General features: G+C 66.6%; 14 protein-coding genes. 9 read left to right on the top strand and 5 right to left on the bottom strand.

Annotated elements, in window-relative coordinates:
* Together BN1263_RS15360 and BN1263_RS15365 are read right to left on the bottom strand one after the other, a co-directional pair.
* A partial coding sequence (locus tag BN1263_RS15360) for a chloride channel protein (RefSeq protein ID WP_260832973.1) occupies positions 1–995 on the bottom strand: 995 nt, incomplete at its 3' end.
* Positions 996–1,057: 62 nt separating this feature from the next.
* Positions 1,058–3,139, bottom strand: a complete 2,082-nt coding sequence (locus BN1263_RS15365; RefSeq protein WP_058982330.1) for a TonB-dependent receptor family protein — start codon at positions 3,137–3,139, stop codon at positions 1,058–1,060.
* Between the two features lie 131 nt (positions 3,140–3,270).
* Here BN1263_RS15365 and BN1263_RS15370 point away from each other — a divergent pair, with 131 nt between their 5' ends.
* Entirely contained in the window at positions 3,271–4,191 is a 921-nt protein-coding gene (locus tag BN1263_RS15370; RefSeq protein WP_058982332.1) for a M14 family metallopeptidase, read from the top strand.
* 68 nt (positions 4,192–4,259) lie between these two features.
* Here BN1263_RS15370 and BN1263_RS15375 read toward each other — a convergent pair whose 3' ends face one another.
* Positions 4,260–5,111: a LysR family transcriptional regulator gene (locus BN1263_RS15375; protein WP_058982334.1), complete on the bottom strand. Its 852-nt coding sequence runs from the start codon at positions 5,109–5,111 to the stop codon at positions 4,260–4,262.
* Positions 5,112–5,267: 156 nt separating this feature from the next.
* Between BN1263_RS15375 and BN1263_RS15380 the strand changes: the two genes are divergently transcribed.
* The 4 genes from BN1263_RS15380 to BN1263_RS15395 all read left to right on the top strand — a co-directional run bounded on the left by BN1263_RS15380 (position 5,268) and on the right by BN1263_RS15395 (position 8,596).
* A complete protein-coding gene (locus BN1263_RS15380; protein WP_058982336.1) occupies positions 5,268–5,621 on the top strand; it encodes an SMR family transporter in 354 nt (117 codons plus the stop codon).
* Positions 5,621–5,944, top strand: coding sequence for a DMT family transporter (locus tag BN1263_RS15385; RefSeq protein WP_058982338.1), 324 nt, complete (start codon positions 5,621–5,623; stop codon positions 5,942–5,944). The genes BN1263_RS15380 and BN1263_RS15385 overlap by 1 nt, the downstream gene beginning before the upstream one ends.
* 96 nt (positions 5,945–6,040) lie before the next feature.
* Positions 6,041–6,421 (top strand): VOC family protein, encoded by a 381-nt coding sequence (locus BN1263_RS15390; protein WP_058982339.1) that lies wholly within the window; start codon positions 6,041–6,043, stop codon positions 6,419–6,421.
* Between the two features lie 195 nt (positions 6,422–6,616).
* Positions 6,617–8,596, top strand: coding sequence for a choline BCCT transporter BetT (locus BN1263_RS15395; protein ID WP_058982340.1), 1,980 nt, complete (start codon positions 6,617–6,619; stop codon positions 8,594–8,596).
* A 108-nt stretch (positions 8,597–8,704) separates the two neighbouring features.
* On the opposite strand, the gene BN1263_RS15400 is transcribed toward BN1263_RS15395, so the two are convergent.
* Both BN1263_RS15400 and BN1263_RS15405 read right to left on the bottom strand, forming a co-directional pair.
* On the bottom strand, positions 8,705–11,332 hold the full coding sequence (locus tag BN1263_RS15400; protein ID WP_058982341.1) for a TonB-dependent receptor: 2,628 nt from the start codon (positions 11,330–11,332) through the stop codon (positions 8,705–8,707).
* A 316-nt stretch (positions 11,333–11,648) separates the two neighbouring features.
* Positions 11,649–12,626: a zinc-binding dehydrogenase gene (locus tag BN1263_RS15405; RefSeq protein ID WP_058982342.1), complete on the bottom strand. Its 978-nt coding sequence runs from the start codon at positions 12,624–12,626 to the stop codon at positions 11,649–11,651.
* 430 nt (positions 12,627–13,056) lie between these two features.
* On the opposite strand from BN1263_RS15405, the gene BN1263_RS15410 reads away from it, so the two are divergent.
* The 4 genes from BN1263_RS15410 (at position 13,057) to BN1263_RS15425 (ending at position 17,389) form a co-directional block, all read left to right on the top strand.
* Positions 13,057–15,420, top strand: coding sequence for a ribonucleoside-diphosphate reductase subunit alpha (locus tag BN1263_RS15410; RefSeq protein WP_058982343.1), 2,364 nt, complete (start codon positions 13,057–13,059; stop codon positions 15,418–15,420).
* A 137-nt stretch (positions 15,421–15,557) separates the two neighbouring features.
* Positions 15,558–16,598, top strand: a complete 1,041-nt coding sequence (locus BN1263_RS15415; protein WP_005413719.1) for a ribonucleotide-diphosphate reductase subunit beta — start codon at positions 15,558–15,560, stop codon at positions 16,596–16,598.
* 25 nt (positions 16,599–16,623) lie between these two features.
* Positions 16,624–17,091, top strand: a complete 468-nt coding sequence (locus BN1263_RS15420) for a flavodoxin (protein ID WP_080398842.1) — start codon at positions 16,624–16,626, stop codon at positions 17,089–17,091.
* On the top strand, positions 17,063–17,389 hold the full coding sequence (locus BN1263_RS15425) for a thioredoxin family protein (protein ID WP_058982346.1): 327 nt from the start codon (positions 17,063–17,065) through the stop codon (positions 17,387–17,389). Before BN1263_RS15420 ends, BN1263_RS15425 begins: the two co-directional genes overlap by 29 nt.
* Positions 17,390–17,436: the final 47 nt, after the last annotated feature.

The raw sequence follows: 17,436 nt of genomic DNA on the forward strand, positions 1-17,436 counted from the left end.
GAGATGCCCGAGGCCAGGCACTTCAGGGTCAACAGGCCGCCGATCCAGATCAACGGCAGGTGGGTAGTCAGGTCCAGGTGCAGCGCGCCATGGCCGGACGACAGCACCTGCGGACTGGCCAGGGCCAGCGGGATCAGCAGCAGGCCACCCACCACCGGGCGGCCCCACAGCGGCAACGGGCTGCGCTTGACCCTCCCTTCAATGGACGCGATCAGGCGCATGATGACAATGCCGACCATCGCGCAGCAGCAGCCCAGCAGGCCGTAAATGGCGTAGTCGGCGGCGCGTACGTCTATGGTCGAAGCGGCGGGCAGCAGGTAAGCCTCGATGCCGGCCTGATCGGCCACGAACGCACCGGCCAGTGCGGCCACGGCCACCGGCGCCAGTGCGGCCGGCGTGTAGGCGCCGATGACGATCTCGAAGGCATAGAACGCACCGGCCAGCGGCGCACCGAAGGCGGCAGCAATGGCACCGGCAGCGCCGGCGCCGACCAGGATGCGTACATCGTTGCGGCGCAGGCGCATCACCCGGCCAAGCTGCGAACCGCTGCCGGCGCCCATCTGCGTGTACGACGCCTCCAGCCCCACAGATGCACCGCAGCCATTGGACAGCAGGGTCTGGGTCAGCACGATCAGGTTGTCGCGCATCGACATGCGCCCGCCATGCAGGGCATTGGCTTCGACCGCATCGAGCAGGGGCCGCTTGAGCCGGGTCGCGGCCAGGCTGACCAGGCCGACCAGCAGGCCACCCAGCGGCAGCACCAGCAATGCGGTCCAAGTCAGCGAGGGCAGGGAGCTCAGGCGCATCCCTTCATCCAGCCCGTACAGGGAGCCTTGCAACCAACGTGCAAGACCGGACTGCAGCAGGGTCAGGTAGCCGGCGATCAGGCCGACCAGCAGGGCAAGCGCGATGAACCACAGGTCGCTGCCGCGCAGCCGCAGGCGCAGGCCCTGGAAGGCCGAATGCAGGCGCGATGGCGAAACAGGCAGTGACATGGTGGCGGCATGATACGCCGCCACCGTGGTCGCCGCCGTCACTGCATCGGGCGGTTACCGCGTCAGAAGCGGTAGCGGCCCTGCACGTAGAAGGTGCGTGGCGCAGCCACCATGCGGCCGGCGTTGCCATCGACGTTGCGGGTGTACCAGCGCTTGTCGGCCAGGTTGTTCACGCCCAGCGCAATCTCGCTGTCACCCAGGCCCGGCACCTGCCAGGCCACCTGCGCGTTCCACAGGCGCACGCCCGGCACGCGACCCACGCGCGCATCGGCGGTTTCTTCCCAGGTGTTGGCGGCATCGGAGAACTGGCCGCTCTGGTGGGTGCTGGAGACATTGAAGGTCCAGCCGGCCAGTGCGTAGCGGGCGCCGACGCTGTCGGTGTCGCGCGCGTAGAAGGGCACGTCCAGGCCACGGTTGTCGCCGGACTGCTGGATCGCCTTGGTCCAGGTGTAGTTGGCGTACAGCTCCAGCCCGGCCAGCGCGCTGTCCTCGGCGAAGCGGTATTCCAGTGCGCTCTCCACGCCCTTGTGATCGGTGGCGCCGATGTTCTGGAAAGTCGGCGGAGTGATCCCCGGCACCTGCAGGATCTGGTTGTCGAAGCGCATCTTGAACACGGTTACTTCCGCGCGCAGTGCACCGTCCTGCCAGCGCGCACCGAGTTCGGTGGTCCTTGCAACTTCCGGGTTCAGCGGATTGCTGGCGGTCTGCGAATTCAGCTGGATGTTCTGCACCGGCCCGAACGAGGTGGTGTAGTTGCCGAACACGGTCAGCTGCGGGGTCAGCAGGTAGGCGATGTTGAGCGAGGGCAGGGCCTTGTCGTTGCGGCTGCTGAAGGTCGCCGTGCCACCGGCCTGGCGGCGGTCCATGTCGATCCATTCCATGCGCACGCCCGGGGTGATCCGCCACTGGCCGATCGCAATGCGGTCGTCGATGTAGAACGCGTGGGCGTCGGTGGCATTGTCGAAGCGGTTGGTGGCGCTGGCTACGCCGGTGCGGCGGGTGACGGTGTAGCTGCGGTCGTTGCCATGTTCGCGCAGGAAGCGGTAGCCGGCGGTGATGTCGTGCACGCTGGCGCCCCAGTGCAGGCGCTGGGTATAGCGCGGCTCGATGCCGAGCACGCGGTAGTCACGCGGCTGCACGGTCAGCTGGGTGTTGGCGGCGTTGATCAGCGAGCTGGCGCGGCTGCTTTCGTTGTAATAGGCCAGCACCTCGAACTCGCTGTTGGCCGACAGCGTATTGGTGTAGCCCAGGTCGATGCCGGTGCGGTGGCCCTTCCAGAAATCGGTGGGGCGGGTGTTCTGGAACGGATCGGCCTGGTACTGGGCGCGGGTCAGGCCGCCCGGGGTCAGCGAACGCACATCGTAGTAGGACAGTTTGGCGCGCAGTTCCTGCTGTTCGTCGATGGCATAGGCGAACTTCAGCGCGAGGTCGTTGAAGCGGTCATCGCTGCCCTGGCGCCAGCCGCGCCCGTCCTGGCCCGAGTAGAGCAGCGCCGCGCCCAGACCGTTGCCGCCGGTGCCGCCGAGGAAGGCGTTGTACTGGGTGCTGTCACCGCCGCCATGGTCGTAGGCGGTGTAGCGCACACCCGCTTCGCCGTGCAGGCCCGCGCCGGTCGGAATGGCGCGGGTGCTGAAGTTGATGATGCCGCCCACGTTCTGTGGGCCGTAGCGCACCGCGCCGCCGCCGCGCACCACGTCGATCGATTCGATGTTGGACAGGCTGGTCGGTGCGAACGACAGCTGTGGCTGGCCATACGGCGCCACCGCCAGCGGCACGCCGTCCAGCAGTACGGTCGAGCGCGGCGAGTAGCGCCCGGTCAGGCCGCGCACGCCGATGTTCAGCGAGACCGAGCTGCCGGCCGTGCCGGAGTTGTCGGTGACCTGCACGCCGGGGATGCGGCGCATGGCATCGCCGATGCTGGCCGCGCCGCTGGCCTCGATGCGCTGGCGGTCGACCACCGTGCGCGCGCCGGCGAAGCTCTTCACGCTGTCATGCAGGCCGGTGCCCAGCCAGCTGCCGGAAACCTGGATGCTGTCCAGCGTGGTGGCGCCGTCCTGGGCGAAGGCACGGGTGGCCGGGAGCAGGCACAGGGCGAGGGCGGTAGCCAGGGGCAGGCGGGCCGGTTGCAGGGCGTGGATGGGCATCGGTGCGGGTTGTGGAAGGTCGTAAATGAGAATTATTGCTGATTCCATTCGCTATTGGAATGCGCCTCCGGTTCATGCCGATGCCCCGGTGGTAGAGTGGGCGATTGCTTCCTGACCCGCTGAGATCCGCCATGTCCCAAGCTGCTTTCTACCCCGTCGGAACCCCTGGCCAGCCGTGGGGAGCGGCGGAGCGGGAGGCGTGGCGTGGCCGCCAGCAGCGCCTGCGTCGCTATGACGAAGAGGTGCTGCCGCGCATCGAGGCGTTGGCTTCGCGCTTTGACAAGGTGGCCTACGGCCAGCTCGACTACGCGGGCGAGACCTACACCTTGTTCGCCCTGCGCAGCCGCGACTGGAACCCGGCGCTGCCGGCTGCCCTGGTCACCGGTGGCGTGCACGGCTATGAGACCAGCGGCGTGATGGGCGCGCTGGAGTTCCTCGAAAAGCACGCCGCCGACTATGCCGGCAAGGCCAACCTGCTGGTGACGCCGTGCGTGAATCCGTGGGGCTTCGAGCGCATCAACCGCTGGAACTTCGATGCGATCGACCCGAACCGCAACTTCCGCGCCGACGGCCCGGCCCGCGAATCGACCGCCGTCATCGAACTGATCGCGCCGTACAAGGGCCAGTTCGTGCTGCACATCGACCTGCACGAAACCACCGACAGCGACGAGAGCGAGTTCCGCCCGGCGCTGGCGGCGCGTGACGGCAAGCCGTTCGAGCCGGGCCTGATTCCCGATGGGTTCTACCTGGTGGACGACAGCGAGAACCCACAACCGGCCTTCCAGCAGGCGGTGATCGCCGCGGTGGAGAAGGTCACCCACATCGCGCCGGCCGACGACAAGGGCGAGATCATCGGTTCGCCGGTGGTGGCCCATGGCGTGATCGAGTACCCGCTGGTGAAGCTGGGCCTGTGCGCCGGCATTACCGGCGCCAAGTACACCACCACCACCGAGGTCTACCCGGACAGCCCGCGGGCGACCCCGCAGCAGTGCAACGACGCACAGGTGGCGGCGGTGTGCGCGGCGCTGGATTACGCGCTCGCCCATCGTTGACCGGTAGTGCCGGCCGCTGGCCGGCAACCACGCGACAACAGGATTGCCGGCCAGCGGCCGGCGCTACCTCACCCCAACGCGTCGGCCCACCACAGCGCCGCTGGCCCCGGCGGCGTGTCGCGGCGCCACAGCAGGTCGCTGTGGATGCGCCGCGGCCACCCGGGCAGGGTCAGTTCCACCAGTTGCCCGCGGTCGTAGCGCTGCACCAATGCGCGGGGCAGCTCGGCCCAGCCGATGCCATCCTCGGCCATCTCCATCACCATCAGGTAGTCGGTGGCGGTCCACGCCAGCCCGGTAACCGCCCGCGCATGGTCGACCTCCGCGCTCAATCGCACCTGCCGGTACCGTGCCAGCTGGGAAGCTGCGCGACGGCCGGCGTCGGCCAGGGCATGGTCGCGTGCTACGTACACCGACAGTTCGCTGTGATGGGCCAACGGCCGGGCCATCAGGCCATCCGGATAGCTTTCCTGTTGCGGCAGCAGGCCCAGCGCGGCGCGGCCGCTGCCGACCAGCTCCAGCACGTCATCGCCTTCGGCATCCAGCCATTCCAGTTCGATCTCCGGGAATGCTTCGGCAAAGCGCTGCAGCACGCGCTGCTCCGGATCGAGCTGGTACACGTCGGAGAACACCACGGTCAGCCGCGCTTCGACCGGCGCGGCCAGGCGCACACTCAACTGCTGCAGGCGGGCATCGGCGACGAGGATTTCCTGGGCATGGCCGAGCACCTGGCGCCCGGCCTCGGTCAGCTGCGGGTAGCGCCCGCTGCGATCGAACAGGGTCACGCCCAGGTCGGCCTCCAGATGGGCAATGGCGGTACTGACCGTTGACTGGGTCTTGCGCAGGCGGCGCGCCGCCGCCGAGAACGAGCCCAGCGCGGCGGCTTCCACGAAGGCCTGCAGGGATTCGGGGGAATAGGGCATTGATCCATCGCTCCTGTCGATGGGATCCATTTTGATACCACCGTAAAAGGCGATGATACTGGCCGCCGTCGCCCCTGTCTGCGGGGTTCCGGACCCTCCACGCATGCCGTGGACCCACTGAAGAGGCGGCGGTCCCCGCCCTGCAAGGAGCTTCGCATGTCTCGTACTGTTCCCGCCCGTGGCGCGCTGGTCGCCTGGGCCTGCCTGACCGTGGCGATCGTCGCCGAAGTGGTCGGCACCTCGTTCATGGCGCACGCCGCCCGCGATGGCGGCTGGACCGGTTATCTGATCATGGCCGGTGCGCTGGCGCTGTCCTACTTCTTCCTGGCGCAGTCGGTGCGCCGCATTGCTGTGGGCGTGGCCTACGCGGTGTGGGAAGGCCTTGGCCTGACCCTGCTGACCGTGGTCGGCCTCACTGTGTTCGGCGAGAGCCTGTCGCTGCAGCAGCTGGCCGGCCTGATGCTGGCCGTGGCCGGCATCGTCTGCGTCACCCTCGGGGAGGCGCTCTGATGAATACCCTGGCCCTGTTTTTCGTGATCTGCTCGGCGCTGATCGACGTCGCCGCCAACATGATGGTGGCCAAGTCGGAAGGCTTCCGCCGCTGGCGCTGGGGTGTCGGCGCGATCGTCATGGTCTGGATCGCCTTCGCCCTGCTGGGCCAGGCCGTACGCTACATGGATCTGGCCATGGCCTATGCGATGTGGGGAGCGATCGGCGTGATCGGCACCGCCAGCTGCGGCCGCCTTTTGTTCGGCAACCGCCTGCGGCCGATCGGCTGGGTTGGCATCGCCCTGGTCACGGCGGCGGTACTGCTGCTCAGCACCGCCAAGTAGCAGCACGCCTTGTCGCGAGCTGGGCGGCGATTGTGCAGCGATTTGCGAAGTCGCCCCTGCTCATCGACACTGCGGTTTTCCACATGGAGTGCCCGCATGTTCAGCCACATCACCGTAGGAACGAACGACATGGAGGCCGCGCGTCGCTTCTACGACGCCCTGTTCGCCGCGATGGGGGCACGTGCGGGCGTATTCGACGAGAAGGGACGGCTGCTGTACTTCAAGGATGGGCGGATGTTCGGTGTAACCGCGCCGATCGATGGGCAGCCAGCGTGCCATGCCAACGGTGGCACAATCGGTTTCAGTCTGGGCAGTGCAGAGGCCGTGCGTGCCTGGCAGGAAGCTGGCGTGGCTCACGGTGGTACCGCCATCGAAGATCCCCCCGGCGTCCGCAACATGTCCGGTAGGCAGGTGTTCCTGGCCTATCTGCGTGACCCGGATGGCAACAAGCTGTGTGCGGTGCATGTGATGTCGTGATTGGACAGGACGCGCGTGGCCGCGATGCACGCGGTCCGCGCGCGGCTGCGCTCGCAGATATGCTTCGGCGCGCGCGTGATAACACGGAATGGCGGGCCGGGCCTGTGACCACAGGCCGCAACTTCATGCTCTGTCCACTGCGGTTCAGCCAGAATTGGTCGGCTAACCCTTTGATCTACCGGAGAACGCCGCCCCATGGATGTACTGGAGCCGCAACAATCCCCGGTGCGCACCCTTCGGCCTGTGTTCGCCTTCGCGGCGATCGTTGTCGTGGCGTTCGCGCTGTTCGTCAGCCTGTTCCCGCTTGGTGCGGGCCGCCTTCTGCTGAAGGCACAGGACTGGGCCGCACTCAATGTCGGCTGGTATTACCTGCTGGCGATGACCCTCTACCTGGTGTTCGTGGTCGGCGTGGCGCTGTCCAAGTACGGTGGCATCAAGCTCGGCGCCGACCATGACGAGCCGGAGTTCAGCTACCTTTCCTGGGCCGGCATGCTGTTCGCTGCCGGCATCAGCATCACCCTGTTCTTCTTCTGCGTTTCCGAACCGCTGACCCACTACCTGCAGCCGCCGCAGGGCGATCCGGCCGCGGGCGAGGCCGGCGCGCGCCAGGCCATGCAGCTGCTGTTCCTGCACTGGGGCCTGCACGGCTGGGGTGTGTTCGCGCTGGCGGCGATGGCGATGGCCTACTTCGCCTACCGCCACAACCTGCCACTGGCGCTGCGCTCGGCGCTGTACCCGCTGATCGGCAAGCGCATCAATGGCCCGATCGGCTACACCGTGGACGCGCTGGGCATCGTCGCCACCGTGTTCGGCATCGGTGCCGACATGGGTTTCGGGGTGCTGCACCTGAATGCCGGCCTGGCGCACCTGTTCAACATCCCGCATTCCAACCTGGTGCAGATCATCCTGGTGGTCAGCATGATGGGCGCGGCGGTGGCCGTGGCCGTCTCCGGCGTGGAGAAGGGCGTGCGCTGGATGGCCAACATCAACATGCTGCTGGCGATTGCGCTGGTGCTGTTCATGCTGTGCGCGGGCCCCACCCAGTACCTGCTCAGCACGCTGATGCAGAACCTGGGCGACTACCTGGGCAGCGTGGTCGGCAAGAGTTTTGATGTGTACGCCTATGGCGGCCGACCGGAATGGCTGGGCGGCTGGACGGTGTTCTACTGGGCATGGTGGATCGGCTGGGCACCGTTCGTGGGCTTGTTCATCGCACGCATCTCACGGGGCCGCACCATCCGCGAATTCGTGTTCGGCGTGCTGCTGATCCCGCTGGGCTTCACCCTGGCCTGGCTGTCGATCTTCGGCAACAGCGCGCTGGACCAGGTGCTGCACCACGGCCAGCAGCAGTTGGCACAGCTGGCGGTGGATGATCCTCCGACGGTGCTCTACGCGTTGTTGGATGGCTACCCGTGGAGCCGCACGGTGATCGCGGTGACGGTGCTGGTCAGCTTCATCTTCTTCGTGACATCAGCTGATTCGGGCGCGGTGGTGTTGTCCACGCTGTCCTCGCACGGCGGTGCGCCGGAGGATGATGGTCCGCGTTGGCTTCGCGTGTTCTGGGGCACGGTGATCGCAGTGCTGACCGCCGGGCTGCTGCTGGCTGGGAGCATCGATGCGCTGAAATCGGCGGTGGTGCTGGCCTCGCTGCCGTTCTCGGCGATCCTGCTGCTGATGACGTGGGGGCTGACCCGCGCCTTCAGTGACGAGTCGCACCGCAAGCGCGCGCTGCAGTACCGCCCTTCACCGCTGATCGGCGACGATCGCCATCATCAGGGCTGGCGCCAGCGCCTGAGCCAGGCCATGCACTTCCCGGTGCGCGACCAGGTCTACCGCTTCATGGACGATACGGTGAAGCCGGCGATGGAAGCGGTGGCCGAACAGCTGCGCGGGCAGGGTTGGGATGTATCCACCCGGTTCGAGGCCGGCGACATGGAGCTGACGGTGAACCACGGCGAGCAGCAGGACTTCCTGTACCGGGTGATCCTGAGCGGCTACCTGACCCCGTCGTTCGCCGCCCAGCAGCTGCGCAACCAGCGCTACTACCGCGCTGAAGTGCATCTGTTCGAAGGCAGCCAGGACTACGACCTGGTGGGCTACAGCCGCAAGCAGATCATCAACGACATCATCAGCCAGTACGAACGGCACCTGCAGTTCCTGCACCTGAGCCGGTAATACACGACCGCCGGGCATTCCCCCGGCGGTCGGTGGATTCGATGGTAGTGCCGGCCGCTGGCCGGCAACGCGAACGGGGCGGCCCATCACCGCCGCCCCGTTGGCGCATCAGAACCGGTAGCGCGCCCCCAGCGAAATGAACTGCCCGCGCAGGTTGTACTGGCTGATGTCGAAACCATTGGAGCCACCGGCCGGGTCGAACGGCGGGTCCTTATCGGTCAGGTTCAGCACCGACAGCGACAGCGTGGTGTTGGGAATCCCTTCGTACGCCACGTACAGGTCCAGCTGGTGATACGGCTTGATGCGGTCGCGCAGGCCCGGGTTGCTGGTGGCCGTCGCCACACGCTGGTCGTAGCCGCTCACGTACTGCAGGCTCAGCGTGCTGCTCCAGTCGCCCACTGCCCAGTTCAGCGACGTGGTGCCGCGGGTGCGCGGCAGTGCGCCGTGGCGGTTGTTGCCGGCCCCTTCATACGGTGCCTGGCCGGCCACCAGCGGCTGCTTGAAGCTGAGCAGGTGGGTCCAGCTGCCGGCTACGGTGAAGTTGCCCCAGCCTTCGGTGCGGAAGGTGCGGTTGGCTTCCAGATCCAGCCCCGAGGTGGTCAGTTCGCCCTGGTTGGCATACTGGTTGGTGATGAACTGGATGCGTCCCTGTGCATCACGCTGCACGCGTCCGGGGAACAGCGTCGGGTTGTCGACGATGAACTGCGCGCTGTCCGGCTTGACCAGGTTGTCCTGCTCGATGCGGTACCAGTCCAGGCCGATGCTGGTGTCGCCATCCGGCGACCACACTGCACCGACGTTGAAGTTGCGCGAGCGTTCGGCCTTCAGGTCCGGATTGCCGGTGCGGATGTTGGTCACGCCACGGCTGCCACCGGGCTGCAGCGGATCCAGCGGATCGATCACCGAGCCGTAGCTGACGGTCTGGCCCGGCGCGATCTCCGGCAGCGACGGTGCACGGAACCCGCGCGAGAACGAACCGCGCAGCAGCAGGCTGTCCAGCGGCTGCCAGCGCAGCGCTACCTTCGGCGAGAACGCGTTGCCGAAGTCGTCATAGTGGTCGCCACGACCGGCCACCTGCAGCTCCAGCGTGCGGTGCAGCGGCACGCTCAGTTCGGCGTAGGCGGCGCTGACCTGGCGCTCGCCGTTGACCACGTTGATGGCCGGGCGCAGTTCGGTGCCCGACAGCACCTGCGCACTGGTGCGCGCGTCCAGTGATTCCTTGCGGAACTCGGCACCCCAGGCGAAGCCGACCGCACCGGCCGGTAGCTCCCACAGCGAGGTCGAGGCCTTCACGTTCAACGAATGCAGCTTGTACCAGCCCGGACGCTTGGTCTGCAGGCGCAGTGCATCCAGCGCGCCCGGCGTGCTGGACGGGTTGAGGAAGTTGTAGCTGCCATCGCGCAGGATCTGCTCGAACGCGTAGCGGTTGACGAAGTTGTCGACGTATTCGCGCTGCGCGCTCTGCGAGGTCAGCGCCGCCACTTCCCAGTCCCATCGCTCGCCGCTGCCACGCACGCCGGCCAAGGCGCGGTAGAACACCTGGGTGTTGTCCTTCAGGCGCGGGCCGAGGTCGAAGAAGGTGTACTCGAACGGCAGCGGCGTGCTGCCCGGATTGTTCGGGTGGCCGACCGGCAGCACCGCCGGCACGTCGATCAGGGTGCCGGTGGCCGGGTTGTACGCGCGCAGGCCGGGGCCGACGGTCAGCGGCGCGCTGAAGATCTGGTCGGCCTTGTTGTGGCTGTACAGTACGTCGGCGAAGGCTTCGACGCTGTCGTTGAAGCGGTAGGTTGCGCTCAACGACGCCTGCAGGCGCTCGGCGCCGGGCTGCAGGGTCTTGAACGGCTGGGCGTTGAAGGCGCAGGCCTGGCCGGGCAGGGTGCTGCCGAAATCGCTGTACGGGCGCAGCTGGCTGCCATCCGGGCAGTTGGCGAACGGTTGCGGTGCGCGCGGGTTGGACAGCCAGTTGCCACCGGCGGTGGACCAACCGGCCAGGCGGCCGCCGGGTTTGTCGCGGAAATCGCCGCTGCGGGTGTAGGCACGCTGGTCGGCGTCGAGGCGATCACGCTTGAGCAGGTCCAGCCCGAACAGCACGTTCCAGCCCTGCTGTTCGAGGTCACCGAAGCCAGCCAGCAGGCTGGCCTTGCGCTCGTCCAGACCGCCCTGGGTGGCGGTACCGAAGCCGCCGCCGACTTCCACGCCCTGGAAGTTCTTACGCAGGATGATGTTGATGACACCGGCGATGGCATCGGAACCGTACACCGCCGAGGCGCCGTCCTTCAGCACTTCGATGCGTTCGACCGCGCTGATCGGCAGCGCGTTGAGGTCGACGAAGGTGTCCTGGGTGTTGAGCGCGAAACCGAAGTTGGAGACGCGGTAGCCGTTGACCAGCACCAGCGTGTTCTTCGGAGACAGGCCACGCAGGCCGATCGAGGCCGAGCCGGCGGCGAAGCTGCCGGTGTACTGTTCGTCGAAGCTGTTGCCGGCATTGGCCGACAGGTTGCGCAGCACGTCGGTGAGGGTGGAGCGGCCGGTCTGCTCGATCTGTTCGCGGCTGACGATCTGCACCGGGTTCGGCCCGGCGGTATCGCTGCGCTTGATGTTGGAGCCGGTCACCAGCACGGCGCCGAGGGTGGTGCTGTCCTTGCCGGTGTCGGCGGTTTCAGCGGCGCCGGCAGCGCCGGCGGTGAGGCCCAGCGCGATCGCGCCGGCAAGCAGGTTCAAGGTGGTGCGGTACATGGAAGCGACAACGCCGAACGGGGGAGGAGCCGTCAGTACCGCACGCAGGCACGTGCGCCTTCCAATGACGAAAGCGCATTCAGTTATGCATCACAGGTTCTTAACGAAAGTCGGTGCCTCCGTTGGAGCAGACCCACTCGGTGGGTGCGGCACCGATCTTTGGTGGGTGCGGACCGTTGGTCCGCATACCCTGCAGGGTCACAGCCCTTTCCCTGTGGAAAGAAGCCTTATCCCCCCGCGCTACGCGCGAGAGTCGACTGACAGTCGACTCTACCGGGACAGCGCCATTACCGGGACAGCGCCATCCGCTGAGGCATCAAGGCCGCAGCAGCACCTTGCCGTTACGGCCCGAACCGGCGCCAGCCTTCGCTGCCTGGGCGATGTCGTCCAGTGCGAAGATCTGCTCCACCGGCAGGATCAGTTCGCCGCTCCCCGCACGCTTCAGCAGTTCGCCGACCAGCCGGCGCTTGTCCTCCACCGCCATCGCCTGGCTGACCTTGCTGCCCCAGAAACCCTTCACCGTGGCTTCCTTGTAGATCAGGCCGCCGGCGGGAATGCGCATCGGTTCGCCGCTCATCACTCCGAACGACACCAGCGTGCCGTGGTGGCCGAGCAGGTCGACCAGGTCACCGCTGGCGTCGCCGCCGATGGAATCCACCGCGGCCGCGGCCTGTGCTTCGCCGGTCGCCTCACGGACGCGATCCTTCCAACCGTCCAGCGAGGTGTCGAATACATGATCGATGCCCAGCGCCTGCAGCTGCGCGACTGCATCGGCATTGCGCACCAGGTTGGCCACATGCACGCCACGCGCCCGCGCCAGCATCGCCAGCGACTTGCCCACCGCGCCGTTGGCGGTGTTCTGCACGATCCACTGGCCCGGCTCGACGTGCAGGAACTCCAGCAGCATCAGCGCGCTCAGCGGCATGGCAATCAGCTGCGCGGCCATTTCGTCCGGGATCGCCTCCGGCATCGGAATCACCATGCGTGCCGGCGCAATGAACGCTTCGGCCCAGGTGCCGTGCACCGAGGCAGCGGCCACCCGCTGGCCGACCTGCAGGCCGTCGACGCCATCGCCGAGTGCATCGATCACGCCCAGTGCTTCACTGCCACCGATCGCCGGCAGGGTCGGCTTGTAGCCGTACAGGCCGCGCACGGTCAGCAGGTCGTGGTTGTGGATCGAGGCCAGCACGGTGCGGATGCGCACCTCGCCGGGGCCGGGCTCGGGCAGGGCGGCGTCGGCGATGGCAAGGACGTCGGCCGGATCGCCGAAGGAGGGGTACTGGGCAGCGCGCATGGGCGGTGTTCCGGGGAAAGTTGATGTTGTACCGAACTGGGGACGCAGGCGCTGTCGACAAGGCGCCGCAGGTGCAACACGGCATCCTGCGACTGATCGTCGCGACATGTGTTGATTACCGCATCTTGTGTTGACGGGTTTGGATATCCCCACTATGTTGTGGCCGTCACTCCCGGTCAGCCGCCGCCGCCGGACATGCAGCAAACGTCCCGCGGCCCGCCCCTGAGGCTTGCCGTGTCGACGCGGCCGCCATCGTGCGGACGCAGGTCGCCCCCACGGCCCGGATACCGGCCGCAGGCGCAGGCAGATGCCGACGACCTACGTTCCCGTGCCCTGGCAATCCACCCGTTCGCCCCGTGCGCCGGTATCGCGTTCAGGGCCGCCATGGCATCGACCGCCAACGCGCGCGCGAGCCTGGAGTTTCACCACCATGACCGACAGTACCTTCCGCGTGGCCGATCTGGCCGGCGCTGGCGACGCCTTGCGCGCCGGTGGCGAGCGCTTGCCGACCTGGATCACCAAGGAGGCCGGCAACCGCCGCCTGCCGTTCGAGGCCGAACGCCTGCAGCGCAGCATCGACGCCGTGCATGCCGAGTTCCCGCAGCTGGACGTGAGCGACTACCGCCGCGTGGTGCAGGCGATGGTCGAGCGCAAGCCCAGCATCAGCGCCGATGACCTGGTCGATCTGCTGATCCGCGAGGCCGAGTCGCGGGTGGACCTGGTCGCACCCGAGTGGGAACAGTTTGCCGCGCGCATCTACCTGCGCCGCCTGTACAAGCGCGCCAGCCGCAACCGCTTCTACGACGTCGGCCTGAAGTACGGCTCGTATGTGGGCCTGCAGGAAAGCCTGGCCGACCGCGGGATTTACAGCAACGACATCCTGCGCTGCTATTCGAAGGAAGAGCTGCAGCAGGCCGGCGAGATGATCGATCCGGAGCGCGACCGACTGTTCGCCTACAACGGCCTGTACCTGCTGGCCACGCGCTATCTGGCCAGCGATCGCAGCCGCGAGGTCTACGAACTGCCGCAGGAGCGTTGGCTGACCATCGCGCTGTACCTCATGCAGGAAGAAAAACCGCGTGAGCGGCGCATGCAGCTGGTCGGCGAGGCGTATTGGGCGCTGTCCAACCTGTACATGACGGTCGCCACACCAACGTTGGCCAATGCCGGCAAGGTGGGTGGGCAACTGTCCAGTTGCTTCATCGACACGGTGGATGACAGCCTGCAGGGCATCTATGACTCCAACACCGATATCGCCCGTGTGTCCAAGCATGGCGGCGGCGTTGGCGCCTACCTGGGCTATGTGCGCAGCAGTGGCGCACCGATCCGTGGCGTGGCCAATTCCTCTGGCGGCGTGGTGCCGTGGATCAAGCAGCTCAACAACACCGCGGTGTCGGTCGACCAGCTTGGCCAGCGCAAGGGCGCGGTGGCGGTGTACCTGGACATCTGGCACCGCGACATCGAAGCGTTCATGGACCTGCGCCTCAACAACGGCGACCAGCGCCTGCGCGCGCACGATGTGTTCACCTCGGTGTGCGTGCCCGACCTGTTCATGGAGGCGGTGGAGCGCCGCGCCGACTGGTACCTGTTCGACCCGCACGAGGTGAAGCAGGCCAAGGGCTGGTACCTGCAGGACTTCTACGACGAGAAGCGCGGCGCGGGCAGCTTCCGCGACCGCTACGCCGAACTGGTGGCCGACGAGCGCATCAGCCGCCGCACGGTGAAGGCCATCGATCTGTTCAAGCGGATCATGCTCAGCCAGCTGGAAACCGGCAACCCGTTCCTGTTCTACCGCGACGAGGTCAATCGCCGGAACCCGAACAAGCACGCGGGCATGATCTATTCCAGCAACCTGTGCACCGAGATCCTGCAGAACATGAGCCCGACGCGGATGATCCAGGAGATCGTCAGCGGCGACCAGATCGTCACCACACGCCGTGCCGGTGATTTCGTGGTCTGCAACCTGTCCTCGATCAATCTCGGCCGGGCGATCAGTGTGCCGGATGACCTGCTGGCCACCGATGTGCTGGAGCGGCTGATCCCGATCCAGGTGCGCATGCTCGACAACGTGATCGACCTCAACGCGTTGCCGGTGCCGCAGGCCACGATCACCAACCGCAAGTACCGCGCCATCGGCCTGGGCACGTTCGGTTGGCACCACCTGCTGGCGCAGCAGGCAATCCAGTGGGAATCACCGGATGCCGAGGCGTTGGCCGACCGGCTCTACGAACGCATCAACTTCCTGACCATCCAGGCCAGCGCGCAGCTGGCGAAGGAGAAGGGCAGCTACCCGATGTTCGCGGGCAGTGACTGGCACAACGGGCGTTACTTCCGTGACCGCGACTACAGTGGCGCCGCATGGGACAGCCTGGCCCACGAGGTCGCCACGCACGGCCTGCGCAACGGCTGGCTGCTGGCGGTGGCGCCGAACATGAGCACCGCGCAGATTGCAGGCTCCACGGCCTCGATCGACCCGATCTACAGCGCGTTCTACTACGAGGAAAAGAAGGACTTCCGGCGGCCGGTGGCGGCGCCGGGCCTGTCGCTGGAAACCTGGCCGTACTACGAGAAGGGGGCCTACAAGGTCGACCAGTTCGCCAGCGTGCGCCAGAACGCGCGCCGCCAGCGCCATGTCGACCAGTCGATCAGCTTCAACCTGTACGTGCCCAGCACCATCCGCGCCAGCACGTTGCTGGAGCTGCACCTGAGCGCCTGGCGCGAGGGCCTGAAGACCACCTACTACGTGCGCTCCAACGACATCGACATCAGCGAATGCGAGTGGTGCTCCAGCTGATCAATGGTAGTGCCGTCCGCTGGCCGGCAACCCCGCGATCTTCGGTAGTGCCGGCCGCTGGCCGGCAACCCCGTGATCTTCGGTAGTGCCGGCCGCTGGCCGGCAACACGATAGAAAGAGAACGAAGGCAGAAAACCATGGCAACTCCCCTCGACCGCATCAAGATCCTCGAACCTCGCCATCCCAACCGCAGCACCGGCATCATCAACGGCCAGACCAGCGGCATCCTCAACTGGAACGACATCCCGTACCCGTCGTTCTATCGGGCCTACAAGGAGCTGTCCACCAACTTCTGGATTCCCGACGAGGTCGACATGAAGCTGGACGCCCGCCAGTACGGCGAGCTGAACGCACGCGAGAAGAACGCCTACGACTCGATCATCGGCCTGCTCGCCACGCTGGATTCACCGCAGACCCGCTTCATCTACAACGTGGCGGAGTACATCACCGACCCGGCCGCGCACGCCAATGCGGCGATCATCGGGCAGCAGGAAGTGATCCACAACGAGAGCTACAGCTACGTGCTGGCCTCGATCACCGACCTGCCGAACCAGAACCGCATCTTCGAGATCGCCCGCACCCACCCGACCATCATCAAGCGCAATGCGCCGATCATGGGGGCGTATGACGATTTCATGCGCGAGAAGACCGCCGAGACCCTGCTCAAGTCGTTGATCCAGTCCTCGATCCTGGAGGGCATCAATTTCTATTCCGGGTTCGCGTACTTCTACAACATGGTGCGGCAGAACCGCATGAACGGCACCGGCAAGATCATCAGCTTCATCAACCGCGACGAGCTGGCGCATACCAAATTCATCAGCGAGCTGATCCGCGCCATCATCGGCGAGAACCCCGAGCTGCAGACCAACGAGCTTACCGCCTACGTACACCAATCGTTCGAGCATGCCATCGAGCTGGAGACGCAGTGGTCGTCGGAGGTGCTGGATGGTATCGACGGCATCGACGTGGACGAGATGGTGCGCTACGTGAAGTACCGCGCCAACAAGATGGCCGGCATGCTCGGCATCGAGCGCCTGTACAGCGACACCACCGACAACGTGATGCCGTGGATCAAGGCTTACGCCGATAACTTCACCGAAACCAAGACCGACTTCTTCGAGATGCGCAATGCAAGTTACAAGAAGACCAACGTCGACAACGGCTTCGACGACCTCTGAGCCTGGCGCCGCGCTGAGCATCCTGGTGGTGGTCGCCTCGTTGAGCGGCAACACCCGCGAGCTCGGCCGGCAGATCGCCGAGCGCTGCCGCGCCGCAGGTCACGCGGTGCACTGGCAGGAGGCCGACGACCTGCGCCAAGCGCCGCCGCTGGCTGCAGACGAGGCCGACCTGGTGCTGCTGGGCTGCTGGACCGACAACGCCGGCCGCACGCCAGCGGAGATGAAGGCATGGGTGGCCGGCATCGCCGAGCGCGGCGAGCGGCCACGGCAGCTGGCGGTGTTCGGCACCGGCGAAACGCAGTGGGGGCAGGAGTACTACTGCGGCGCCGTGCACCGGCTGATCCGCTATTTCCGCAGTGACTATCCGCCGCTCGAGATCGAGCAGATGCCGCATGGCAGGCGTCACGCCGCAGCCATCGACGCCTGGACCGATACGGTCCTGGCCCACTACTGGAGCAACACCGATGCAGATCATCGACGCCACCACGCCTGAGCAGTTCCAGCAGCTGCTGGCCGAGCACCCGCGGGTGCTGGTGGATTTCCACAAGGACCACTGCCCGGGGTGCCGGATGCTGGAGATGTCGCTGCACCGGGTGGCCAACAGCGTCGCGGGGCAGGGCACCACGTTGTTGCGCGTGCAGCTGGAGGTGCTGGGTGAGGCGTTCTTCAGGGAGCTGGGGCTGCGGCAGACGCCGACGCTGTCCCTGTTCCGTGATGGTGATGAACGCACGCGCCTGGCCGGGTTCCAGTCGCCGCAACAGATCGAGGCCGCGATCGCGCTGCATTTGTAGAGCCGATCGCATGCTCGGCTGCCGTTCGCGCGGTGAGCGATGAGTCG

Origin of the sequence: Stenotrophomonas thermophila (assembly GCF_001499715.1) — a bacterium.
GTDB classification, from domain to species: domain Bacteria; phylum Pseudomonadota; class Gammaproteobacteria; order Xanthomonadales; family Xanthomonadaceae; genus Stenotrophomonas; species Stenotrophomonas hibiscicola.